The 23,715-nt window shown below is 60.0% G+C and carries 16 protein-coding genes; 6 read left to right on the plus strand and 10 right to left on the minus strand.

Going from position 1 to position 23,715, the window contains the following annotated elements; all coding sequences use genetic code 11:
• Nucleotides 1-277: 277 nt before the first annotated feature.
• From guaA to ACTG27_RS07430, 3 genes are all read right to left on the minus strand, one after another.
• Nucleotides 278-1,867 carry a glutamine-hydrolyzing GMP synthase gene (gene guaA / locus ACTG27_RS07420; protein WP_040066364.1) on the minus strand — a complete coding sequence of 530 codons (1,590 nt, stop codon included), beginning with the start codon at nt 1,865-1,867 and terminating at the stop codon, nt 278-280.
• Nucleotides 1,868-1,951: 84 nt separating this feature from the next.
• A complete protein-coding gene (gene guaB, locus ACTG27_RS07425) occupies nt 1,952-3,415 on the minus strand; it encodes an IMP dehydrogenase (RefSeq protein ID WP_005360033.1) in 1,464 nt (487 codons plus the stop codon).
• Between the two features lie 444 nt (nt 3,416-3,859).
• A complete protein-coding gene (locus ACTG27_RS07430; protein ID WP_439979421.1) occupies nt 3,860-4,411 on the minus strand; it encodes a cytochrome b in 552 nt (183 codons plus the stop codon).
• A gap of 290 nt (nt 4,412-4,701) precedes the next feature.
• On the opposite strand from ACTG27_RS07430, the gene xseA reads away from it, so the two are divergent.
• Nucleotides 4,702-6,081, plus strand: a complete 1,380-nt coding sequence (xseA, locus tag ACTG27_RS07435) for an exodeoxyribonuclease VII large subunit (RefSeq protein WP_439979422.1) — start codon at nt 4,702-4,704, stop codon at nt 6,079-6,081.
• Nucleotides 6,082-6,197: 116 nt separating this feature from the next.
• Here the strand turns inward: xseA and ACTG27_RS07440 are convergent, their stop codons facing one another.
• The gene (locus tag ACTG27_RS07440; RefSeq protein WP_069553902.1) at nt 6,198-6,917 is read right to left on the minus strand and encodes a GntR family transcriptional regulator; all 720 of its coding nucleotides are present in this window, start codon (nt 6,915-6,917) and stop codon (nt 6,198-6,200) included.
• Between the two features lie 247 nt (nt 6,918-7,164).
• Here ACTG27_RS07440 and mngA point away from each other — a divergent pair, with 247 nt between their 5' ends.
• Nucleotides 7,165-9,111, plus strand: a complete 1,947-nt coding sequence (gene mngA, locus ACTG27_RS07445) for a PTS 2-O-a-mannosyl-D-glycerate transporter subunit IIABC (protein ID WP_439979423.1) — start codon at nt 7,165-7,167, stop codon at nt 9,109-9,111.
• 86 nt (nt 9,112-9,197) lie between these two features.
• Nucleotides 9,198-11,852 carry a mannosylglycerate hydrolase gene (mngB, locus tag ACTG27_RS07450; RefSeq protein WP_439979424.1) on the plus strand — a complete coding sequence of 885 codons (2,655 nt, stop codon included), beginning with the start codon at nt 9,198-9,200 and terminating at the stop codon, nt 11,850-11,852.
• A gap of 164 nt (nt 11,853-12,016) precedes the next feature.
• Here the strand turns inward: mngB and ACTG27_RS07455 are convergent, their stop codons facing one another.
• Both ACTG27_RS07455 and ACTG27_RS07460 read right to left on the minus strand, forming a co-directional pair.
• Nucleotides 12,017-13,006, minus strand: a complete 990-nt coding sequence (locus ACTG27_RS07455; RefSeq protein ID WP_042055738.1) for a D-alanine--D-alanine ligase — start codon at nt 13,004-13,006, stop codon at nt 12,017-12,019.
• A gap of 204 nt (nt 13,007-13,210) precedes the next feature.
• Entirely contained in the window at nt 13,211-13,819 is a 609-nt protein-coding gene (locus ACTG27_RS07460; protein WP_005344994.1) for a 2OG-Fe(II) oxygenase, read from the minus strand.
• Between the two features lie 350 nt (nt 13,820-14,169).
• Here ACTG27_RS07460 and ACTG27_RS07465 point away from each other — a divergent pair, with 350 nt between their 5' ends.
• Together ACTG27_RS07465 and ACTG27_RS07470 are read left to right on the plus strand one after the other, a co-directional pair.
• Nucleotides 14,170-14,646: a glutathione peroxidase gene (locus ACTG27_RS07465; protein WP_167573120.1), complete on the plus strand. Its 477-nt coding sequence runs from the start codon at nt 14,170-14,172 to the stop codon at nt 14,644-14,646.
• A gap of 182 nt (nt 14,647-14,828) precedes the next feature.
• On the plus strand, nt 14,829-16,232 hold the full coding sequence (locus tag ACTG27_RS07470; protein ID WP_257699782.1) for a DEAD/DEAH box helicase: 1,404 nt from the start codon (nt 14,829-14,831) through the stop codon (nt 16,230-16,232).
• Nucleotides 16,233-16,343: 111 nt separating this feature from the next.
• Here ACTG27_RS07470 and hutW read toward each other — a convergent pair whose 3' ends face one another.
• A complete protein-coding gene (gene hutW / locus ACTG27_RS07475; protein ID WP_167569417.1) occupies nt 16,344-17,705 on the minus strand; it encodes a heme anaerobic degradation radical SAM methyltransferase ChuW/HutW in 1,362 nt (453 codons plus the stop codon).
• A 257-nt stretch (nt 17,706-17,962) separates the two neighbouring features.
• Between hutW and ACTG27_RS07480 the strand changes: the two genes are divergently transcribed.
• Complete coding sequence (locus tag ACTG27_RS07480) at nt 17,963-19,558, plus strand: methyl-accepting chemotaxis protein (protein ID WP_005360022.1); 1,596 nt, start codon at nt 17,963-17,965, stop codon at nt 19,556-19,558.
• Between the two features lie 126 nt (nt 19,559-19,684).
• On the opposite strand, the gene aroG is transcribed toward ACTG27_RS07480, so the two are convergent.
• The 3 genes from aroG to serC all read right to left on the minus strand — a co-directional run bounded on the left by aroG (nt 19,685) and on the right by serC (nt 23,560).
• Nucleotides 19,685-20,740 (minus strand): 3-deoxy-7-phosphoheptulonate synthase AroG, encoded by a 1,056-nt coding sequence (aroG, locus tag ACTG27_RS07485; protein ID WP_439979425.1) that lies wholly within the window; start codon nt 20,738-20,740, stop codon nt 19,685-19,687.
• A gap of 220 nt (nt 20,741-20,960) precedes the next feature.
• Entirely contained in the window at nt 20,961-22,244 is a 1,284-nt protein-coding gene (gene aroA / locus ACTG27_RS07490; RefSeq protein ID WP_005351267.1) for a 3-phosphoshikimate 1-carboxyvinyltransferase, read from the minus strand.
• Nucleotides 22,245-22,471: 227 nt separating this feature from the next.
• A complete protein-coding gene (gene serC, locus ACTG27_RS07495) occupies nt 22,472-23,560 on the minus strand; it encodes a 3-phosphoserine/phosphohydroxythreonine transaminase (RefSeq protein WP_120414429.1) in 1,089 nt (362 codons plus the stop codon).
• Nucleotides 23,561-23,715 lie beyond the last annotated feature (155 nt).

A 23,715-nucleotide genomic window follows, 5' to 3' on the forward strand; every position in this document is an offset into this window, starting at 1 on the left:
GGTTGGCGCGATAACGATAGGCAAATTTACGCAGCTGTCTGCAACTGGATCAGCCCTCCCCCCAGCCACGAGCCGCTGTTGACTGCGGGCTCAATTGGCATGAGAGAGCCTAGTGCGAGATGGCAAAAATGCCCCTGTCACATATGACAGGGGCAAGGTGGCAAAAAAGCTGCTCGAAAAAAGAAGATGTGTGGCGCAAACGATTAAGAAAAGAAAAGACGCCTCAAGGGCGTCTTTTTGCATTTTTATGCTCGATGGGCAGAAGGGCGCGCGCCGCTTATTCCCATTCGATGGTTGCAGGCGGCTTGCCGGAGACGTCGTACACCACGCGGGAGATACCGTTGATCTCGTTGATGATGCGGTTCGATACGTGACCGAGGAAGTCGTACGGCAGGTGAGCCCAGTGGGCGGTCATAAAGTCGATGGTTTCGACGGCGCGAAGCGCAATGACCCAGTCATATTTGCGACCATCGCCCATCACGCCAACGGAGCGCACCGGCAGGAACACGGCGAACGCCTGGCTGACCTGGTTGTAGAGGTCGGCTTTGCGCAGCTCTTCGATAAAGACCGCATCAGCGCGGCGCAGAATATCGCAGTACTCTTTCTTCACTTCGCCAAGGACGCGCACACCCAGACCCGGGCCCGGGAACGGGTGACGGTAGAGCATGTCGTAGGGCAGACCCAGCTCCAGACCAACGCGGCGCACTTCGTCTTTGAACAGCTCGCGCAGCGGCTCGACCAGACCCATCTTCATCTCTTCCGGCAGGCCGCCGACGTTGTGGTGAGACTTGATGACGTGGGCCTTGCCGGTCTTGCTGGCAGCGGATTCGATAACGTCCGGATAGATGGTGCCTTGCGCCAGCCACTTGGCGTTTTTCAGCTTTTTCGCTTCATCATCAAACACTTCAACGAAGACGCGGCCGATGATCTTGCGCTTGGCTTCCGGCTCGTCAACACCGGCCAGGGCAGAGAGGAAGCGCTCTTCCGCTTCAACCTTGATGATGTTCAGACCAAAGTGATCGCCAAACATCTCCATCACCTGCTCGCCTTCGTTCAGACGCAGCAGGCCGTTGTCCACGAAGACGCAGGTCAGGCGATCGCCGATGGCGCGGTGCACCAGCATGGCGACCACGGAGGAGTCGACACCGCCGGAGAGGCCGAGGATCACTTCATCGTCACCCACCTGCTCGCGGATGCGGGCAACGGCGTCGTCGATGATGGTGGCCGGGGTCCAGAGGCATTCGCAGCCACAGATGTCTTTGACGAAGTGCTCCAGCATGCGGGCACCTTGACGGGTGTGGGTCACTTCCGGGTGGAACTGCACACCGTAGAAGCGTTTGGCTTCATTGGCCATGGCCGCGTGGGGGCAGGTCGGGGTCTGGGCGATGGTGGTGAAGTCGGCCGGAATGGTGGTGACCTTGTCACCGTGGCTCATCCAGACATCCAGCAGGGCATTGCCGTTGTCGGCGATGGCATCTTCGATGTTGCGCAGCAGCGCACTACTCTTGCCAGCTTCGCCCAGCACTTCCACCTTGGCGTAACCGAATTCACGCTCGGTAGAGGATTGCACCTTGCCACCCAGCTGCTCGGCCATGGTCTGCATGCCGTAGCAGATACCGAACACAGGGACACCGGCGTTGAACACATACTCGGGGGCGCGCGGGCTGCCCGCTTCGGTGACGGACTCGGGGCCGCCGGAGAGAATGATGCCGCTCGGATTGAATTCGCGGATCTGCTCTTCGGTTACGTCCCAGGCCCACAGTTCGCAGTAAACGCCGATTTCGCGCACGCGGCGGGCGATCAGCTGGGTGTACTGGGAACCGAAGTCGAGGATAAGGATACGGTGCTGGTGAATGTCTTTAGTCATTTTATTCCTGCATCAGGCTGATGTTGTCACAAAGGGCACGGGATAAAAAAAGGGTGGAAAAACGGGGCGCAGGGCCCCGTCTTATCAGCCCATCCGATAGTTGGGGGCTTCTTTGGTAATGGTCACATCGTGGACGTGGGACTCTTTCATCCCGGCGCCGGAGATGCGCACGAATTCAGCTTTGGTGCGCATGTCGTCGATGGTGGCGCTGCCGGTCAGGCCCATGGAGGAGCGCAGGCCGCCCATCTGCTGGTGGATGATCTCTTTGAGGCGCCCCTTGTACGGCACGCGCCCTTCGATGCCTTCCGGCACCAGCTTGTCGGCGGCGTTGTCGGTCTGGAAGTAGCGGTCGCTGGAGCCTTTGGACATGGCGCCCAGAGAACCCATACCACGGTAGGATTTGAAGGAGCGACCCTGATAGAGCTCGATCTCGCCCGGCGCTTCTTCAGTACCGGCGAACATGGAACCTACCATGACGCAGCTGGCGCCCGCGGCGATGGCCTTGGCGATGTCGCCGGAGAAGCGGATACCGCCATCGGCAATCACCGGAATACCGGTGCCTTCCAGCGCGTCAACGGCGTCGGAGATGGCTGTGATCTGGGGCACACCCACGCCGGTAACGATACGGGTAGTACAGATGGAGCCCGGGCCGATACCGACCTTGACCGCATTGACACCGGCAGCAGCCAGCGCCTTGGCGCCCGCGGCGGTCGCCACGTTGCCACCGATAATCTGCAGATCCGGATAGGCGTCGCGAGTGGCCTTGATGCGATCCAGCACGCCCTGGGAGTGGCCGTGGGAGGAGTCGATCAGCAGCACGTCAACACCGGCTTCCACCAGCGCAGCGACGCGCTCTTCGTTGCCGGCACCGGCACCAACCGCAGCACCGACCCGCAGACGACCCTTGTCATCTTTACAGGCGTGCGGCTTGCGCTCGGCTTTCTGGAAATCTTTAACGGTGATCATGCCCTTGAGTTTGAAGTCGGCGTTCACCACCAGCACTTTTTCGATACGGTGCTTTTGCATCAGGGCAACCACCTCTTCACGAGGGGCCCCTTCACGCACGGTGACCAGACGATCTTTCTGGGTCATGATCTGTTCAACGGTCTGGGAGAGGTCAATCACGAAGCGCACGTCACGGCCGGTGATGATACCGACCAGCTGATTGCCGTCAGTCACCACGGGGTAACCGGCAAAGCCATTCTTGTGGCTCAGCTCCTTGATTTGGGCGATGGTCATGTCAGGGCGCACGGTGACGGGGTCAGTGACCACGCCGCTCTCGTACTTCTTGACCTTGCGCACTTCGGCAGCCTGCTGCTCGATGGACATGTTCTTGTGGATAAAGCCGATACCGCCTTCCTGGGCCAGTGCGATAGCCAGACGGGCTTCGGTCACTGTGTCCATGGCAGCGGAGATCATCGGGATGTTCAGGCTGATGGCGGAGGTCAGCTTGGTACGCAGATCGGCAGTATTGGGAAGAACTTCGGAGTGGGCGGGAACCAACAGTACATCGTCGAAGGTTAACGCTTCTTTGGCAATCCTGAGCATGGCAATATCTCACCGTTGAGGAAGTGGGGGTGTAAAATATTGCCGACGAAGTTTACTCACGCATTGGTCACTGGTAAAGAAGTTTTTTGAATTTTTTATGGCATAGCCCTCTTTTAGGCGGCCAAAACGCCAAAAAACCAAGATTATCAGTACGAAAAGCGCCATTTCGGGGCAAAAGAGTTGGCTAACCGGTGATTTATGCAAAACCGGTAGGTGCCGACACAGCCCAACCCCCATGCAACGGGATGATCGACAGGGGCTCAGGGGGCAAGCGGCCTCTGACCACCCTCCCCTTGTTTTGTGTCCCTGTATTGTCTCTTGCCCTCGCGGCGACCACTCGCACCGGTATCATTCTCTTCTCAATGTCCTTTGCTCGGTCTGAATAATAAATTTAGCCCGCTGCCAGTATATATTTTCTGGCACAACAAGGGGTGCCTCTCATTATTATTTTCGCCCCACCATCCGCAGCAAGGTATTATCTTTATCCAGCAGATGATGTTTCAACGCCCCGACAATGTGCACCAGCAAAAATGCCAGCATGACATATGGCAAATAAATATGGATTGTGTGAGCAATATCCCGAACAGATTCACTGAATGGAATCACATTGGCAGGATCATGGATATTTGGATTCATCGGAATAATAGACCAGCCAAATATCGCGACACCTCGGCCAGCCGCTGCGGAATAACAGAGACCGGACACCGGAATAAGCAGCGTTGAAATCAGCAAACCCCAGTGGATCGCCCTGGCTGCCAATGCCTCGTAAACAGGATATTGACGAACAGGCTCAGGCCACCCTTTAACAAGGCGGAGAATGGCGCGGGGTAGGATCAAGATCAGTGCAATCACCCCCAGAGATTTATGCAGGGCATAGAGATCCCATATTTCAAATTTCACCATCAGATAACCGACAAGGGTCAGGCCAATCATCAGCAAGGCAACCGACCAGTGCAGCAAACGGGTCGTCAAACTTAAGTGGGTTGAGGGATTCATAAGCTACTCCAAACAGGGGGCGAGTAAACGTTGGTCAAGATGGTGGCGCCGTGAACATCAGCAACACCTGAGAGATCAACGGCATCTAGGCAAGCCGCGACTTGGCCAGATGCAGGCAAGCACGAGGGCTTTTATCGGGAGCCATACTGCCTGCCCGAATAAACGGCAGCGTTTCCAATCTTGCTTTTCTGCTGCTGGCGCCTCCTGCTTAACGCCCTCCCCCTGTTTCGGGTTAAGATAGCGGCCATCGTTTTATCCCGGCCACGCCGGAGCAGACCACAGGTACGCCATTGAACCGATTTACCCCATCCAGTGCGGCGAGCGGCCGCGAGCAGCAGGTCTTTACCGTCACCCGCCTCAACAGCGCCGTGCGCATGATCCTGGAGCAGGATCTGGGGCTGGTGTGGCTGACCGGCGAGCTCTCCAATCTGGCGATGCCAAGCTCCGGCCACTGGTACTTCTCCCTCAAGGACATGTCAGCGCAGGTACGCTGCGCCATGTTCAAGGGCAACAACCGGCGGGTGGCGTTTCGCCCGCAGGATGGCATGCAGGTACTGGTGCAGGCGCGGGTCTCCCTCTATGAGCCGCGCGGCGACTACCAGCTGATCATCGAGTCGATGCAGCCGGCGGGCGATGGCGTGCTGGCGCTGCGTTTTGAAGAGCTCAAGCGCCGTCTCGGCGCCGAGGGGCTGTTTGACGAGAGCCGCAAGCGGCCGCTGCCCCGCGAACCGCGGGCGGTGGGCCTTATTACCTCAGCCACCGGTGCCGCCCTGCACGATATGCTCACCGTGCTCAAACGGCGGGCGCCGGACCTGCCGGTCTTTATCTACCCGACTCAGGTACAGGGGAGCGCCGCCATCAGCCAGATCGTCGCGGCGATCGCCAAAGCGAACCAGCGCGCCGAGGTGGATGTGCTGATCGTAGGCCGTGGCGGCGGGTCCCTTGAAGATCTCTGGTGCTTCAACGAAGAGGCGGTGGCGCGTGCCATTGCCCACTCAGCCATACCGGTGGTGAGCGCGGTGGGCCACGAGGTGGATATCACCATCAGCGACTTTGCCGCCGACTTGCGCGCCCCTACCCCATCGGCCGCCGCCGAGCTGGTGGCGCCGGACAATCAGGCCCGCATCCAGCGCCTCGCCCACCTCAAGCAGCGACTGCTGCAGGCGATGAGCCACCAGCAGACCGCCGCCCGCCACGATTTCATCCTGCTGCAAAAGCGGCTCGACCATCAGGATCCGAAGCGGCGGCTGGAGCAGCAATCCCAGCGCCTCGATGAGCTTTCCACCCGCTTGCAACAGCTATTGCGCCAGCGGCTGCATCAGGGTGAGCGGCGCCTCACCAACCTCGAGCTGCGCCTGCAGGGCAAGAGCCCGGAGCGCTTGCTGGCAGCTGGCAAGCGCCGCCACCAGCTGGCCGAGGAGCGGCTTCATGCCCTGATTGCCAAGCGGCAAGACCTTGCGAGCCACCGCCTCGCCATGCTCACCGCCCGCCTCGACGGGGTGAGCCCGCTCGCCACCCTGGGGCGCGGTTACTCCATCACCCGCACTGTGCGCGGCGAAGTCATCAGCCGCGCCGATCAGGTCAACAGTGGCGACCAGCTCATCACCACCCTGGCGCAAGGGAGCCTGCAGGTGCGGGTCGAGGAAGTTATCAAAGACTCTGCGCAGTAGAACGGCTACATCAAACCACCAGCCAATCTGCTATTCAGCCCGGCAATCTGCCAAAAACAAAGGCCACCACCGCAAACACAGTGGTGGCCTTTTTCATCTCGGGTGCTGGCGCCCGCTCAGCCCTTGGCGCGGCGGGCGACCAGCGTGAACTTGTAATCATCGCTCTTGAAGAAGTTGCGACTGAACTCGAACACTGTGCCATCTTGCAAGAAGCCACGGGAAACCTTCTCGATAATGGGCTTGGCAGGATCGATACCAAGCGCCTCCACCACCTGCGCCGAGGGGAGCACCGGAATGATCTCCTGCTCGCTGCGGTCAATCACCAGCTGCTTCACCTCTTCGATGTAGTGGTACTTGGAGCCCTGCATCACCGCATAGCTGAGGTCGGGGAAGAGGGCGAGCGGCATCCAGGTCTCCTCCAGCGTCACCGCAATCTGGCGAATAAAGCGCACCCGCTTGACGTAATAGACCAGCGCCCCTTCCAGCAGATTGAGCCGCTCGGCCAGCTCGCGGCTCGCCTTGATCACCTCGAAGGCGAGAATGTCGCTGTGGGTCTCGGCCGCCGGATCGGTCACCTTCTCGTAGAGGCTGGTGAGCTGATAGATGTCGTAGTTCACCTTCTCCTGCCGCACGTAGCTGCCGCTGCCCTGAATGCTCTCGATGACGTTGAGTTCGGTCAGCTGCTTGAGGGCCTGGCGCACCGTCACCCGGCTCACCCCGAACTGCTCGCGCAGCTCGGCTTCGGTGGGCAGGGCATCGCCGGGGGCCAGCTCCCCTTGCGCAATCCACTGCTGGATGGTGTCGGCTATCTGGCGATACATGGGTTTTTTCGACACGAAAGGCCACCTCGTCGGCTCTGCACCATGATAAATGGAAGAGGCGCCATTCTACCCCAGTTGCCCGGCAGACAAAACGGCTCGGCCCCATTTGACCTAACAAATCACCTTGAACGAACAATACAAAAACAATACAAATAATGAATTGTATGATACCACTCACAAAAATCAGTCGGCCGGTTTGTTAGCATCGCTGTCACTTTCACCATGACGGCTTGCTGGCAAGCCAACCTGACAGAGGATCATCATGAATCTGACCAGTCTTACCGGCCCCCATCTCATCACGTTGCAAACCCGGTTTGCCGATCGGGATGCGGCCATTCATGCTCTGGCTGATCGGCTCGATCAGGCCGGCAAGCTGCACGACAAGGCCGCCTTTCTGGCTGCGGTCATGGCCCGCGAGGCGCAGGGCCCCACCGCCCTTGGCGAAGGGCTTGCTGTACCTCACGGCAAGTGCGATGCGGTGCGCGAAGCAGCCTTTGCCGTCGCGACCCTGAGCGAGGAGCTGGGTTGGGAGGGGATCGACGGCCCCGAGCCGGTCAATCTGATCTTCATGCTGGCGATCCCGACCGATCAGGCGGGCTCGACCCATATGCAGTTGCTCACCACCCTCACCACAGCCCTGGTGGATGACGATACCCGCGAGGCGGTGCTGGCAGCCAAAAGTGCCGAGCAGCTGATGGCACTGCTCGATGGTGAAGGGGATAGCGGCAAGCAACCAGCAAAAGAAGACAACTTAGATACAAATCAACCCACAGTGGTCTGTGTCACCGCCTGCCCGGCGGGGATCGCCCACACCTATATGGCTGCCGAATATCTGGAAAAGGCGGGGCGCAAGCTGGGCCTTCGGGTACTGGTCGAGAAGCAGGGTGCCAACGGCATCGAGGAGCGCCTGCCGCAAGAGGCACTCGATGCTGCGGTGGCCTGCATCTTCGCCGCCGAGGTGGCCATCAAGGAGCAGGAGCGTTTTGCTGGCATCCCCCGGATCGAGACGCCGGTGGCCGAGCCCATCCGCCATGCCGAGCGGATCCTCAATGATGCGCTGGACGCGGCCAAGGCCGGTCGCACCGCCCCGACGCCCAACACCAGCCAGAGCGACGCGCAGACCAGCAAGAAGGTGGGCCTCAAGACCGAGCTCAAGCAGGCGCTGCTGAGCGGCATCTCCTTTGCCGTGCCGCTGATCGTAGCGGGCGGTACCGTGCTCGCCGTCTCTGTGCTGCTGGCCCAGATCTTCGGCCTGCAGCATCTGTTTGATACCGAGAACTCCTGGCTCTGGATGTACCGCAAGCTGGGCGGCGGCATGCTGGGCACCCTGATGGTGCCGGTGCTGGCGGCCTACACCGCCTATTCGCTGGCAGACAAACCGGCGCTGGGCCCGGGCTTTGCGGCGGGACTGGCCGCCAACATGATTGGCTCCGGCTTCCTCGGCGGCGTGGTCGGTGGCCTTATCGCCGGTTACCTGATGCGCTGGGTCAAACAGCATGTGCGCCTTAGCCCCAACTTCAACGGCTTTCTCACCTTTTACCTCTATCCGGTGATCGGCACCCTGGTGGCGGGCAGCCTGATGCTGTTTGTCATCGGTCAGCCGGTGGCCTGGCTCAACAACAGCCTCACCGAGTGGCTCAACGGCCTCTCCGGCACCAATGCGCTGGTGCTGGGCGCCCTGCTCGGCTTTATGTGCTCGTTTGACCTGGGTGGCCCGGTCAACAAGGCGGCCTACGCCTTCTGCCTCGGCGCCATGGCCAACGGGGTCTATGGCCCTTACGCCATCTTCGGCGCGGTCAAGATGGTCTCGGCCTTTACCGTCACCTTCTCCACCCTGCTGGCACCGCGCCTGTTCCAGACCTTCGAGATCGAGACCGGCAAGTCCACCTGGCTGCTGGGGCTGGCAGGGATCACCGAGGGCGCCATTCCGATGGCCATCGAAGATCCGATCCGGGTGATCGGCTCCTTCCTCGCAGGATCGGTGGTCACCGGCGCCATGGTGGGTGCCATGGGAATTGGTCTCTCCACCCCGGGGGCCGGCATCTTCTCCCTGTTCCTGCTCCACGATGGCGGCCACGGCGCCCTGATGGCTGCCGCCGTCTGGCTCGGTGCGGCGCTGGTGGGCACCCTTATCTCCACTGTGGTGCTGATCGGCTGGCGCCGTCACGCCATGCAGCGCGGCACTTATCAGGTGGTTGCCGCAGAGTAAGGCTCATCTTCACCACCGCTTTTTCAACAGACTATTTTTCCGCACGGCAGGCAAGAGCCGCCGTGCGTCAGCAAAGGATCATTGTCATGACAGTTTCACGAGTTCACATCACGCCGCACATGCACTGGGATCGGGAGTGGTACTTCACCACCGAGGAGTCCCGCATCCTGCTGGTCAACAACATGGCTGAGATCCTGGCGCGTCTTGAATCCGACCCCGACTACAAGTTCTATGTGCTGGACGGCCAGACCGCGGTGCTGGAGGATTACTTCGCCATCCAGCCCGAGAACAAGGCCCGGGTGAAGGCACTGGTAGAAGCGGGCAAGCTCATCATCGGCCCCTGGTACACCCAGACCGACACCATGCAGGTGAGCGGCGAGTCCATCCTGCGCAACCTGCTCTACGGGATGCGCGACTGCCTTAGCCTTGGTGAGCCGATGAAGATCGGTTACCTGCCCGACTCGTTCGGCATGTCCTCCCAACTGCCCCACATCTTCAACGGCTTCGGGATCGAGCGTGCCATGTTCTGGCGTGGCTGCTCCGAGCGCCACGGCACCAACAAGACCGAGTTCCTCTGGCAGAGCAACGATGGCAGCGAAGTGACCGCCCAGGTGCTGCCGCTCGGCTACGCCATCGGCAAGTACCTGCCGGAAGATGAAGCGGGCCTGCGCAAGCGGCTCGAATCCTACTTCGAGGTGCTGGAGAAGGCCTCGGTGACCAAGGATATCCTGCTGCCCAACGGCCACGACCAGATGCCGCTGCAGCAGAACATCTTCGCCATCATCGACAAGCTGCGCGAGATCTACCCCCAGCGTGAATTCCACATGAGCCGCTTCGAGCAGGTCTTCGAGCGCATCGAGGCATGCCGCGACCAGCTGGCCACTCTCAAGGGGGAGTTCAACGACGGCAAATACATGCGGGTACACCGCACCATCTCCTCCACCCGGATGGACATCAAGCTGGCCCACGCCGCTATCGAGAACAAGATCGTCAACATCCTCGAACCGCTGGCGAGCATCGCCTGGGCGCTCGGCTTTGAGTACCACCACGGACTTCTGGAGAAGATGTGGAAGGAGATCATGAAGAACCACGCCCACGACAGCATCGGCTGCTGCTGCAGCGACAAGGTGCATCAGGAGGTGATGACCCGCTTCATTCTGGCCGACGACATGGCCGAGAACCTGATCCGCTTCTACATGCGAAAGATTGTCGACAACATGCCGGTGGCGCTGTGCGAAGACGGTGTGCAGGTAGCCGACAAACTCTGCCTGTTCAACCTGATGCCCTTCCCCCGTCAGGAGGTGATCAACACCAGCATCCGCATTCGCGCCCAATCCTTTGCCCTGCGCGATGAGGCGGGCCAGCCGGTCCCCTACTTCATCCGCGCCAAACGCGAGATTGACCCGGGACTGGTGGACAGACAGATCGTTCACTACGGCAACTACGACCCCTTTATGGAGTACGACATCCAGCTCTGCCATCCGCTGCCGGCCATGGGCTACTGCACCCTCCATATCGAGGGCAATCAGCCGGGACTGGAGCAACCGGTGACGGCCAGCGGCGAGCTGCTGGAGAACGATTTTTACCGCATCGCCCTCAATAACAACGGCACCCTGCAAATCCTGGATAAACAGAGCGGCACCACCTTTGATCAGGTGCTCACGCTGGAAGAGGGTTCCGATGATGGTGACGAGTATGACTACTCGCCGTCGCGGGACGAGTGGTTGCGCTACTCCACCGAGTTTGCCGTGACCCGCGAGGTCACTCATCAGGCATGGCAGAGCATTGCGACCCTCAAGCTTCGCATGGTCGTACCAGCCAACCTCGCCGAGCGCGCCAACCGCCAGTGCAGCGGTCACCTTGATGTCACCTGCCGCATTACACTGGCGAACGAGAGCCCACGCATCGACATCGAGCTGGAGCTCGACAATCAGGCCGATGATCACCGGGTGCGGGTGCTGATCCCCACCCCCTTCCCGAGCGAAACAGTGGTCTCCGACAACCAGTTTGGCTGCATCACCCGCCCCACCCGCGACAGCGCCATGGCGAACTGGGAAGCGGAAGGTTGGAAAGAGGCCCCCATTCCGGTCTGGCAGCTGATGAACTTCGTCGCCCTGCAAGATGGCAAGCAGGGGCTGGCGGTGCTGAGCGACGGTCTGCGCGAGTTTGAAGTGATCGGCGAGCAGTGCGACACCCTGGCGCTCACCCTGCTGCGCGGGGTCGGCGTGCTCGGTAAAGAGGAGCTGCTGCTACGCCCGGGTCGCCCCTCCGGCATCAAGCTGCCGACCCCGGACTCTCAGGTGCACGGCAAGCTCAGCTGCCGTTTCAGCCTGCTGGCGTTTGCCGGTGATCACATCAGCGCCAACGTGATGCAGGCGGCGCGCAGCTACCTCACCCCGGTGCGCTGCTACAACAAGATCCCGTTCGATGCAATGAAGCTCAACAAGGCGAGCTTCACCACCCCGCTCCACTTCAGCCTGCTCTCCATGGACCCGTCCGGTCCGGTGCTGAGCGCCCTGAAGAAAGCCGAAGATGAAGAGGCGCTGGTGATCCGGGTCTACAACCCGAGCGAGCAGGCTGTGCTGAAGGGTGGCAAAGTGAGCTGCGAGCACGCCCTGAGCGACTGGCAAGCGGTGCGGATGGACGAACAGCCCCTGCCCCTTGAACTGGCCGCTGGCGAGTTTGGCGAGCTGGCGCCGTGCCACTCCCGCAGCGTGCGCTTTCGGGTGGCTCGCGGCTAACCGCCGGTAACACCCACAGGTAGCAACAGGCGGGGAAGAGTCATCCCCGCCTGTTTATCCCTTCAAGCTGGCCTGCCCCGCTTGATAAAGACATAAAAAAATCCCCGCCAATTGGCGGGGATTTTTATTGGGTTCTGCTTCATCCCGCGAGCGGGAGAGCGCGCTTAGCTGGCCTTGCGCAGGATCTGCTCAAGGTAGTCGGCGAAGCGGTGACCGTGATGCTCCAGCAGTTTCGGGAACATGGAGATGGAGGTCATGCCCGGGAAGGTGTTGATTTCATTCAGCAGGATCTCCCCCTCCTCGGTCAGGAAGAAGTCGATGCGGGAGAGATGGGTCAGTTTCAGCTGACGGAACGCCTTGAGGGCATACTCGTGAATAGCTTCAGCCTGCGCCTCGGTCAGCCCCTCGGCACGCAGTGCAGTCTCGGTATGGCTGGCACTGCTGTACTTCTCTTCATAGGTGTAGAACTTGTCCTGCGGCACGCAGATCTCGCCCGGATACGTCGCCACCAGCTCGTCACCATACTGATAAACCGCCACTTCCAGCTCGCGCGGCTTGACCGCTTTCTCGATCAGTACCTGTTCGGAGTAACCGAAGGCATCGGCAATGCCTTTCACCAGATCCGCTTCGTTGCTGGCGGAGTAGCAGCCAACGGAAGAGCCCTGGGAAGCGGCCTTGATAAAGACCTTGCCCCACTTGGCCAGCGCGGCTTTGGCCTCGGCAAGCGCCGCCTCATTTTGCTCGGTCAGGAACAGGTACGGGGTGTTGGGAATGCCGATGGCGGAGAGCCACAGCTTGGTGCTGATCTTGTTGAAGCAGATCTTGCTCGCCTCGGCATCGCAACCGAGATAAGGCAATCCGGCCAGCTCGAGGAAGGATTGCAGATCGCCGGTCTCACCCGGGTAGCCGTGGATGCAGGGCACCACGTAATCCACCGGACGGGCCACGCTGTCGAACGAAAGCAGCTTGTCGAGCCCCAGCTTGCACTCGCGGCCATCGGCACTTAGCCAGCGATCGGCGAACATCTCGACGCGGGTCACTTCGACACCGGGCAGAAGGCCCAGTTGTTGCTCGAGGAAATTGGCGCTGCGCAGAGAAACTTCGTGCTCTGAGCCACCGCCGCCGCACAGCAGCAAGACATGCATGTTCTTCATTAGATGTGATCCCTTGGGAAAAGCGGCCTCGTCATGACCATTTGATAAGCCAACCACCATAAAAACCGGACGAAGCCAGATACGAACATAAGTGCGCGCCAGTGTAGCAAGGGAGATCAACCCTTGTCAGCTGATGGGAGACCCATGACCCCACTTCTTGCAGTGAAAAGTCTCCCCTGTGTCAAAATCGGGACACATTGCCCCTCAGCGCGGGGGATCGACCCTTCCCATGCCGTTGCCATTGACCCGAAACCAGCCGGCAATACTGTAGCGCTCCTGATTGGCAGGCAGCACCTCATGGGGAAACTCCTCGGAGAGAAACATGACCAGCCGCCCCCCCTTGGGGCTGACATCCATCAGAAACTGCTCCTTGTCGTCATACATGCGCAGCACTCCACCCGCTTCGGGCAGCCAGTCGTTGTTGAGGTAAAACACGGTGGTAAGACGGCGGTTGGAGCGACCGGCAAAGGCATCCCGGTGGGTGGCGTAAAAATCCCCGCTGCGATAGCGGGCGAAGTGGGCCTCGTAGTCGAACAATCCCAGCATCAGCATCCGGTTGGCGGCAAGACGCAGGGACTCCATCCGGGCCAGGTAGTCGGCCACCGGCGCACCGAGGGAGGGCTCCAGCCAGTGGATCTGGTCACGGCGAATATCGGGATTGCCCTGGTGCAGGGCGTCACGGCCGATCCCGGCCGGTTGCCATTCGCTTGGCAAACAGGCTTTGAGGGCATCCACCTCGGCGGCGGTCAAAAAATCATCCACTATCACCCATCCCCGGGTGTAAATGGCATCCATGGCAGCTTGATAGTCCAAGATTGGCTCACAATGAGTGGAAAGAGGGCGCTTTGTAGCGACTTACCGGCAAAGTCACAAACCGGTTTGCTTCTCTTGAGAAGTCCCAACATCAATACGCGAGTTGCTGCCCGCCTCCCCGAATTTTTGTCGCCAGTTGTGATCCCGCCCTGCCAAAGAGCGTATTGGCTGTCGAAACTGTGATGGCACTTGCAATCGGGACGAGGAGGCGCCGCGGCCTCCTTGCGGTACCAAGAGCCAGCCGATACCGTATCCGCATCGCCATGTTGCTGTTCATCCGGCGCTTGTCTCTGTCACCGACCGAACCACTCACGGCACAACCCGCGCATCACCCACGAAAGGATCTTTTCATGCCTCTGCCCGCTCTCACTTTACAACGACTGGATGGTACCCCCTATCCGCTGACTCAACTGGCAGGCAAGGTGGTGCTGGTGGTCAATGTGGCCAGTCGCTGCGGCTTTACTCCCCAATATGAAGGGCTGGAAACGCTCTATCGGGAGCTCGGCCCCAAGGGGCTGGTGATTTTGGGCTTCCCCTGCAACCAGTTTGGCAATCAGGAGCCGGGGGATGCGGACGAGATCGCCCGCTTCTGCTCCCTCGACTATCCGGTCACCTTCCCCATCATGGCCAAGTGCGATGTCAACGGTGAGCATGCCCACCCCTTCTACCAGTGGCTCAAGCAACAGAAACCGGGATTTCTTGGGCTGGAAAACGTCAAATGGAACTTCACCAAGTTCCTGATCGACCGCGATGGCAACGTGGTGGAGCGTTTCGCCCCCCAGGCCAAACCGGAGAGTCTGGCCGAGCAGATCCGCGAGATGCTCTGATGCTACCGCACCGTTTTACGCCACTGCGTTGAACGATTGTGTGGCGGTCGGTGCGACAGCTACTGCGCAGCGGCCGCTCTTTTGCTATATTACGGCCCCACTATCTTTTCCATATCGTGGCTGGCCCCAACATGCTGGCTGCCCGTTGAGCCAAAGGCTCATCTCAGGAGTTTCTCTCGAACATGTCATTCAACGAACTGGGTCTGTCTCCGCATATTCTGCGGGCCGTCAAGGAGCTGGGTTACGAACAGCCAACCCCCATCCAGCAGCAAGCGATTCCGGCCATTCTGGCCGGTCAGGATGTGCTCGGCGGCGCTCAGACAGGCACAGGCAAAACGGCCGGTTTCACCCTGCCGATGTTGCAGCGTCTGCTGGCCAACCACGGTCGTGGCCGTCGTCAGGTGCGCGCACTGGTACTGACCCCGACCCGTGAACTGGCGGCCCAGGTGGGCGAGAGCATCATCAAGTATGCCCACCACCTGCCGTTCAAGACTCTGATCGCCTATGGCGGTGTCAGCATCAAGCCCAATCTGGACGCCATCAAGCTGGGGGTGGACATTCTGGTCGCCACCCCGGGCCGTCTGCTGGATCTGCTGACCCAGGGCGCCCTGACCCTGAGCCAGCTGGAAATGCTGGTGCTGGATGAAGCGGACCGCATGCTCGACATGGGCTTTATCGTCGACATCCGCCGCATCATGAAGGCGCTGCCTGCAGAGCGGCAAACCCTGCTCTTCTCTGCCACCTTCTCAAACGACATCAAGGCGCTGGCGGATGATCTGCTGAACGACCCCACACTCATCGAGGTGGACCCCAGCAACACCGCCGCCGAACAGGTGACCCAACGCATCATTCAGGTGGATCGGGAACGCCGCCGCGAGCTGCTCTCCCACATGATTGGCCGTGGCAACTGGCAGCGGGTGCTGGTGTTTGTCCGCACCAAGCAGATCGCCGACCGCCTCGCCCAGCAGATGCAAAAAGATGGTCTCAATACCGTGGCGATCCACGGTGACAAGAGCCAGGGTGCCCGCAACCGGGCGCTGGCCGATTTTCGCAGTGGCGAGGTGCGGGTGCTGGTGGCGACCGATATCGCCGCCCGCGGTCTGGACATCGATCAACTGCCCTACGTGATCAACTTTGAACTGCCCCAGATGGCGGAAGATTACATCCACCGTATCGGCCGTACCGGCCGCGCCGGTCGTGGCGGCGAGGCCATCTCGCTGGTCAGCCAGGACGAGCTGGGTCAGCTCAAGGCTATCGAAGCCCTGATCGGCCAATCCCTGTCCCTGGAGATCCTGGAAGGGTATGAGCCAAGCGGCAAGCCGAGTCGCCAGACTCTGCCGGGCAGCAAGCCGGTGCAGAACCCGCCTCGGGCTCGCGGTCATGCCAACGCCAAGAGCAGCAATGCCAAGGGCAAGCCAGCCGCGGGCAAGGGCAAAGCCAAAGGTGACGCCAGCAAAAATCCCGCCCAGTCTCCTCAAAACAAGTCCCGCAAGCGGGAAGTGGTGGGCGAGGATATCGGCTTTGCGCCAATGCGCCGCTTGCCCAAAGCAATGCGCGACAGCTATCAGGAGAGCAGCGACGAGTAAGCTCGCGCGACGCTAACTGCCAAGCCAAAAGAGGGTGCCTGCAAGGCTCCCTCTTTTGTTATGGATCGCACTGAGCCGGGCAAGTGCTCCGTGCAAATGCTCCGCTCGGGCTCAGACCAGCGAATGGCGCACCGCGGCGGTACCATGGCTGGGCGGTGCAGAACCATCGAGCGGATTGAGCTGCAAGAACTCGAACAAGCCAGCCTGCATATTGACGTTCCAGAAGCGGCCGGCGAGGGTGAGTTGCAGTCGCTCATGGCTTATCTCGGCCAAGCCATGCTGCTGCCAGGCAGAGAAGAGCGGCATCAGATGAGCACGCAAGGAGATCGGCAGACGATCCAGTGCCAGCACGCCGCTGTCGAGGGCACCGCGCAGCAGACCATCCATCCTTGCATTGGGATTGCGCCCCATCACCATCCCGGGTGCCCGCTCGCCGTTGGCCAGCGCATCATGCCAAGGAGCCAGATCCCGCCCATACATCAAGCCATGGCCAAGAATGCTACCCCCCGCGCCAGCGCCAAAGGGGAGGATCTCGGCACCGCGCTTGGCCATCTGGTTATAACGGCTCTGCTCGGCCGGGCTGCGCCGCCAGTGACTGCAAGAGAGGCGCTCCCAGCCGTGGGCTTCCAGTTGCGCTCCGCCATAGGCATACATGGCGGCACGCTGCTGACCATCGGCGAGCCAATCCAAGGTGCCCTTCTCCTGCGCCCGCTCCAGATTGGTGCCCTGCATGGCGATGAGCTGGTAGAGATCGACCCCGTGCACACCACTCGCCATCACATCGCGGATATCCTGCTGCCACACGGCATCATCCTGACCGGGGAGACCAAAGATGAGATCCGCCACGATCACTGCCGCATCATCTCGAGTCAGCTCGCTAAGGCGGGTCAGCAGGGTCTCCCTGTCATCGAAACGGGCCGCCTGCTGACGCACCCTAGTATCAAAGCTCTGCACCCCGAAGGAGAAGCGGTTGAAGCCCCCTGCCAGCGCCGCCTGCCATTTCTCATCATCAAAGCCGTTGAGACGCCCCTCCAGCGTCACCTCGGCATCGGCCGCCAACGGGAAACGGCGGATCACGGCGGCCAGCATAGCCAGCTCGTCGGCACTCATGTCGGTCGGCGTACCGCCCCCTACATAGACGGCTGAAAACGGCATGCTCTGCGCCAGCGGGGTGTCAGCCGCCTGCGCAAGGGAGGCGCAGAGGGCGTTGACATAGCGGTTTATCCGCGCCGGATTGGCGCCATTTTCGAAAAAATTGCAGAAACTGCAGCGCTTTCGGCAAAACGGAATATGGATGTAGAGGGCGCGCTCCTCAGCTTCACTCTCTCGCTGCCACCAGCTCTGCCAGCCAGCCTCATCCAGAGGGAAGGGGCGCATCCCTCCCCGACTGGCGTGAGCCGAGGTCTTGGCGCTAAAAGCAAACTTGAGGGGATCCGGCGTGGCAATACCGGTCATGGAAGGGGTCAGATTCATGATGGTCACTATTATCAGCAAATAATGACAATGATAACGATTATCGTTACTGGAAATTTGTTCTGGATCAACCTGAGGAGCAGCCCCCCCTCCCGAAAGGCATTTTGGCAACCTGCATTACCGATCTGCTTAACAGATTATTTACTCAAGAGTGGTTATCGTGTGCCGATAGAGAACCATCTCCCGCCGTTTCTTCGTCTACGATCAAGATGATACGGGATCACATAACAACACCAAGCGCATGGAACTTGCCCAAAATGCATAACCTCTCCTTGAACTGGAAAATATTCCTCCCTCTTGCGCTGGTCATCAGCACTACCTTTGGCCTCTGCTTCGAACTCTCCGCCTGGCTGCAACGGGATCTCGCCATCCGGCTGGCAGAGGAGAAGGTTGAGAGCATGGCCAACACCTATATGGATCAGGTGAACGTGCTGATGATGACAGGTGGCATGGCCAACCGGCAGATAGTGCAGACCAAACTCAAGAGTGAAGCGGGCATCGTTGAAGCCCGTCTGGTGCGCGCGCCGGCCGTCAGCAACCTGTTTGGCCCGGGTCATCCGGATCAGAAAGCGCAGGATCCCCTCGATGAGCGTGCCATCAATCAGGGTGAAGCCATTCTGGAGCAGCAGGGCAACCGGCTCACACTGATCAAACCGTTCAAAGCCTACAAGGAGTATCGCGGCACCCAGTGCCTCACCTGTCACCAGGTCAATGAAGGGACCGTGATGGGGGCAGTGCGGATCAGTTATGACCTCAGCCACACCTTCGGCGAGATCCGCCACAACAACCTGATCCTGAGCGGCAGCCTGGCCGCTGTCTTCAGCCTCGGCTTCGGCTTGCTCTGGTGGGTATTGCAACGCTACGTAAAACACCCCCTACGCCAGTTGCAACTCACCATGATCCGGATGGCCAAAGAGCGCGACCTCGCCCTCCCCCTGGTCAATCACAGCCGGGATGAACTGGGCCAGATGACCCGCGCCGTCAATGACATGGTGCAGGGATTCCGCCACAGCCTGCAGGAGGTGGAAGGGGCAACCCACCAGCTCTATCAGGAGTCGAACCAGATCCGTCAGGTGGCGACCCAGACCGAAAACTCGGCCCGCCAGCAAGAGGGGATGACCACCCAGGTTGCCGCCGCAGTCAGCGAGCTGGCCGCCAGCTCTCATGAAGTCCGCGAACATGCCCGCCATAGCGCCGAGCTCTCCGCCCTCACCAATCAGGATGCCGCCGACACCAGCCGCCTCGCCCAGCACTCCATCACCGATATGGGCGAGATGTCGGCAGAGATCGATCGGGTGGATCAGGTGATCCAGCAACTCGACAGCCGCTGTCTTGCGGTTGACGGTGTACTAGAGGTGATCAAGGGGATTGCCGATCAGACCAACCTGCTGGCCCTCAACGCTGCGATTGAAGCGGCCCGGGCAGGTGAGCAAGGCCGTGGCTTTGCGGTGGTGGCCGATGAAGTGCGGGCCCTCTCCAACCGCAGCCGCGCGGCCAGCGAAGAGATCTCCCAGATGATCGCCGCCCTGCAAAATGAAGCCCAGAGCGCAGTTACGGTGATCGGGGATGCAAAAAGCAAAGCCGATGAGAGCATCAGCAAGACCGAAGCGACCCTGGCAGCCATGCAGAACATCATCGAGCGCATCGCCCGCATCAATGACCTCAACGCCCAGATGGCTCAGTCGGCCGAAGAGCAGGACAGGGTCTGCCATGAGGTAGACAGCTCGGTGAGCGATATTCGCAACACCTCCAACGACACCTTGGGTCAGGCGCACGCCGCCAACCTCGCCAGCATCCAGCTGGTGGAGCAGTGCCAGAAACTGGAGGCACTGCTGAAAACCTACCGCTGGTAATGCACTTCACCAACGAAAAAGCGCGACCCGAGGGTCGCGCTTTTGCTTTATGGATTCGATTTGGCCGAGCGGCCGCGTTGCTATTCCAGCGGCGCGTTGACGATTAACAGCGCCGCCAAGATAGCTTTAACGGGCGTTGCGGGTTGCAACGGCATCCGCCAGGTTGCGCAGCAACACTTCGGTATCCGCCCAACCGATGCAGGCATCTGTGATGCTCTGGCCGATGGTGAGTTCACACCCTTCCACCAGATCCTGACGGCCTTCTACCAGATGGCTCTCCACCATCACACCAAACACCGCCTTGCTGCCGGCACGCAGCTGACCGGCTACATCTTCAGCCACCACCATCTGGTTCTTGAACTGTTTGCTGCTGTTGGCGTGACTAAAGTCGATCATCACCTTCTGTGGCAGACCAGCCTTCTCCAGCCCCTTCACAACTTCGCTGACATGGGCAGCGCTGTAGTTCGGCTCACGACCACCACGCAGAATGATGTGACAGTCCGGGTTGCCGCGGGTCGCCACGATGGCGGAGTGACCGTATTTGGTAACCGAAAGGAAGTGGTGCGGCGCACTGGCAGCGCCAATGGCATCGATGGCGACCTTGATGGTGCCGTCAGTGCCGTTCTTGAAGCCCACCGGACAGGAGAGACCGGAGGCCAGCTCGCGGTGTACCTGGGATTCGGTGGTACGGGCACCGATCGCGCCCCAGCTCATCAGATCCGCCACATATTGCGGGGTGATCATGTCGAGGAACTCGGAGGCAGTCGGCAGCCCCATGTCGTTGAGATCCAGCAACAGCTTGCGACCAATGCGCAGACCATCGTTGATCTTGCAGCTATTGTCGAGGTACGGATCGTTGATCAGCCCCTTCCAGCCCACTGTGGTACGCGGTTTTTCGAAATAGACCCGCATCACGATCTCCAGCTGATCTTTCAGCTCGTCGCGCAGCGCCTTGAGGTGCTTGCCGTACTCCAGCGCGGCAACCGGATCGTGGATGGAGCATGGGCCAATCACCACCAGCAGACGCTCATCTTCGCCGGCCAGGATATTGTGAATGGCCTGACGGGATTCAAAAACGGTGGACGAGGCTACCTCGGTAGCCGGAAACTTCTCAAGCACCGCAACCGGGGGTAATAACTCTTTGATTTCACTGATACGAACGTCGTCGGTTTGATGCTGCATGACAAGGCTTCCTGCTAGATGACTGCGATTAGGAAATCTCAACATAGCCCGCGACAGGGCATGTGTAAATAGGAAATTACAGCAATCACAAAACTATTTTATATATCAATCTTGCAAGTTATTGAAATAATGCTAGGCGAAATGAAAGTGCGGATGAGGAAGGCAAAAAGGCCCGCTCAGCGCGGGCCCGAAGCGTCGGTGATGACGGGTTTGTCAGTGATCAGCCACGCTGGCTGATACTGGCCAGCTTGTCGAAGTAATCCGGGAAGGTCTTCGAGGTGCACTTGGGATCATTGATGGTGACCGGTGTATCCGACAGCGCCACCAGCGAGAAGCACATGGCGATACGGTGATCGTTGTAGGTATCGATCTCGGCATGCTTGAGCTGGGTCGGCGGGGTCACGGTGATGAAGTCATGCCCCTCCTCCACTTCAACACCCAGCTTGCGCAGCTCGGTCGCCATGGCGTGCAGACGATCGGTCTCCTTCACCCGCCAGTTGTAGATATTGCGAATGGAGGTCGGCCCCTCGGCAAACAGCGCGGCAACCGCGATGGTCATGGCCGCATCGGGAATATGGTTCATGTCCATATCCACTCCGTGCAGCGGTGCCTGCTCCGCCTCGATAAAATCATCGCCCCAGGTGATGCGCGCGCCCATCTTCTCCAGCACGTCGGCGAAATGGATATCGCCCTGAATGCTGTGCTTGCCGATACCGGTGACCCGCACCTTGCCCTTGATGGCTCCGGCCGCGAGGAAGTAGGAGGCGCTGGAGGCATCTCCTTCCACCAGAAAGTCACCCGGGCTGATGTAGGTCTGGTTGCCCTTGATGTAGAACAGCTTGTAGTTGTCGTGCTCGATGACCACCCCGAACTGCTTCATGATGTGCAGAGTGATGTCGATGTAAGGCTTGGAGACCAGCTCCCCCTTGATGTGGATCCGGGTATCACCGGCCGCCATCGGCGCCGCCATCAAAAACGCGGTCAGGAACTGGCTGGAGACGGAGCCATCGACGTGCACATCGCCGCCCCACAGCCCCTTGGCATCCACCACCAGCGGCGGATAACCATCGTGTTTCAGGTACTGGATATGGGCACCCGCTTCACGCAGGGCATCCACCAGATGGCCGATGGGACGCTCTTCCATGCGCGGCTCGCCACCCAGGGTATATTCACCAGAGCCGAGGCACAGGGCGGCGCAGAGCGGTCGCATGGCAGTACCGGCGTTGCCAAGGAACAGATTGACCGGCTCTTTCACCGCAAAGCTGCGACCCAGACCCTGCACGGTACACTCGGTCTTGTCGGCAGAGAGCTTGTACTTGACCCCGAGCTGGGTCAGCGCAGCCAGCATATGACGAATGTCATCGCTGTCGAGCAGGTTGGTCAAACGGGTAGTGCCACGAGCCAGCGCCGCCAACAGCAGCGCACGGTTAGAGACACTCTTGGAGCCGGGCAGATTGACCTCACCAGCCACACGAGAAATGGGTTCCAAACGCAACGAATTCATAGACTTCCTGTGCTATCTCAAAAATAAACGCCTGTCCGGACGTTAACAGCCTGCGTCCCGCTCGGCAAGGGCACTTTCAGGGGAAATCGCACGGCAAACGCCAGCGCGCTGGTTCTGTTGAAAAAAAGACGCCGGGGTATCCCCGGCGTCTTGAATCACTGCAATAGCTGGAAGCGGCTCACTGGTTGTCACGAGAGGCCACCAGCAAACACATAGGGGCTCTGTTCTCAGCCGTTGCGCTTGGCAAAGCCATCCATAAAGCTCACCAGGGCCTTCACTCCCTCCAGCGGCATGGCGTTGTAGATGCTGGCGCGCATGCCACCGACGATGCGGTGCCCTTTGAGGGCCAGCAGGCCGGCCGCTTCCGATTCGGCCAGGAACTGCTTGTCCAGCTCGGCATTTTTCAGCTGGAACGGGATGTTCATCCGCGAACGGCAGCTGACATCCACCTGATTGCCGTAAAAGCTCGACTGATCGAGATAGTCGTAGAGGAAGTCGGCCTTCTCCTTGTTGCGCGCTTCCATCGCCTCGAGGCCACCCTGTTCCTTGAGCCACTCGAACACCAGGCCGGCCAGATACCAGGCGTAGGTGGGCGGCGTGTTGAACATGGAGTCGTTCTTGGCAGTGAGCTTGTAGTCAAAAATCGAGGGGACATCGGCTCTCGCCTGATCCAGCAGATCATCGCGTACGATGGCGATGGCAAGCCCGGACGGCCCGATATTCTTCTGGGCACCGGCATAGATGATGCCAAAGCGGCTCACGTCGAGAGGACGGGAGAGAATGGTGGAAGAGAGATCTGCCACCAGCGGCACCTCGCCGGTGGCCGGGATGTCGAACATCTCGATGCCGTCGATGGTTTCGTTCGGGCAGTAGTGAACATAGGCCGCATCGGCGCGAAATGCCGGGGTCGGCAGCAGGTGGGAGATCCCCTGCTCGTTCTTGGCAACCCCCTGGAAGGTCTGGATATCGCCATACTTTTTGGCTTCATCCACAGCACTCTGGGACCAGACACCTGTCAGCAGAAAGTCCGCCTTCTTGTTGGCCCCGCCCAGCAGGTTCATGGGCACGGCGGAGAACTGACCGCGGCCGCCACCGTGCATGAAGAGCACCTTGTAGTTGTCCGGCACCGCCAGCAGCTCACGTAGATCCGCTTCAGCCTTCTCGGCAACCGCCATGTAGGGCTTGCCGCGATGGGAAAGCTCCATGACCGAGGCTCCCAGCCCCTGAAAATTACAAAATTCGCGCTGGGCGCGCTCCATGACTTCAACCGGCAGCATGGCGGGGCCGGCGCAGAAGTTGTAAATCTGTTTGCTCATGACGCTTTCCGTGAGTAGATGAGAGTAATCGATGACTTGTCAGGTTTTACACAAGAGCAGCCAGCGGATCAAAGGCTTTTTGGGAGCTGGCTCAACCTTTTACCGTCACTCTGCGTCCCCCTTGCAGTAGAAAAAGCCCTGAACGAGTCAGGGCT

The sequence above is a fragment of the Aeromonas sp. 97A genome (genome assembly GCF_051919185.1).
Taxonomy (GTDB): Bacteria; Pseudomonadota; Gammaproteobacteria; order Enterobacterales; family Aeromonadaceae; genus Aeromonas; species Aeromonas veronii.

What these genes read in the sequence shown, in the direction of transcription:
- ACTG27_RS07455 (WP_042055738.1), bottom strand. Translation starts at nt 13,006, where the DNA reads ATGAAGAACATGCATGTCTTGCTGCTGTGCGGCGGCGGTGGCTCAGAG.
- ACTG27_RS07480 (WP_005360022.1), top strand. Translation starts at nt 17,963, where the DNA reads ATGCATAACCTCTCCTTGAACTGGAAAATATTCCTCCCTCTTGCGCTG.
- ACTG27_RS07430 (WP_439979421.1), bottom strand. Translation starts at nt 4,411, where the DNA reads ATGAATCCCTCAACCCACTTAAGTTTGACGACCCGTTTGCTGCACTGG.
- mngB (WP_439979424.1), top strand. Translation starts at nt 9,198, where the DNA reads ATGACAGTTTCACGAGTTCACATCACGCCGCACATGCACTGGGATCGG.
- mngA (WP_439979423.1), top strand. Translation starts at nt 7,165, where the DNA reads ATGAATCTGACCAGTCTTACCGGCCCCCATCTCATCACGTTGCAAACC.
- ACTG27_RS07470 (WP_257699782.1), top strand. Translation starts at nt 14,829, where the DNA reads ATGTCATTCAACGAACTGGGTCTGTCTCCGCATATTCTGCGGGCCGTC.
- guaA (WP_040066364.1), bottom strand. Translation starts at nt 1,867, where the DNA reads ATGACTAAAGACATTCACCAGCACCGTATCCTTATCCTCGACTTCGGT.
- aroA (WP_005351267.1), bottom strand. Translation starts at nt 22,244, where the DNA reads ATGAATTCGTTGCGTTTGGAACCCATTTCTCGTGTGGCTGGTGAGGTC.
- hutW (WP_167569417.1), bottom strand. Translation starts at nt 17,705, where the DNA reads ATGAATCTGACCCCTTCCATGACCGGTATTGCCACGCCGGATCCCCTC.
- aroG (WP_439979425.1), bottom strand. Translation starts at nt 20,740, where the DNA reads ATGCAGCATCAAACCGACGACGTTCGTATCAGTGAAATCAAAGAGTTA.
- guaB (WP_005360033.1), bottom strand. Translation starts at nt 3,415, where the DNA reads ATGCTCAGGATTGCCAAAGAAGCGTTAACCTTCGACGATGTACTGTTG.
- ACTG27_RS07465 (WP_167573120.1), top strand. Translation starts at nt 14,170, where the DNA reads ATGCCTCTGCCCGCTCTCACTTTACAACGACTGGATGGTACCCCCTAT.
- serC (WP_120414429.1), bottom strand. Translation starts at nt 23,560, where the DNA reads ATGAGCAAACAGATTTACAACTTCTGCGCCGGCCCCGCCATGCTGCCG.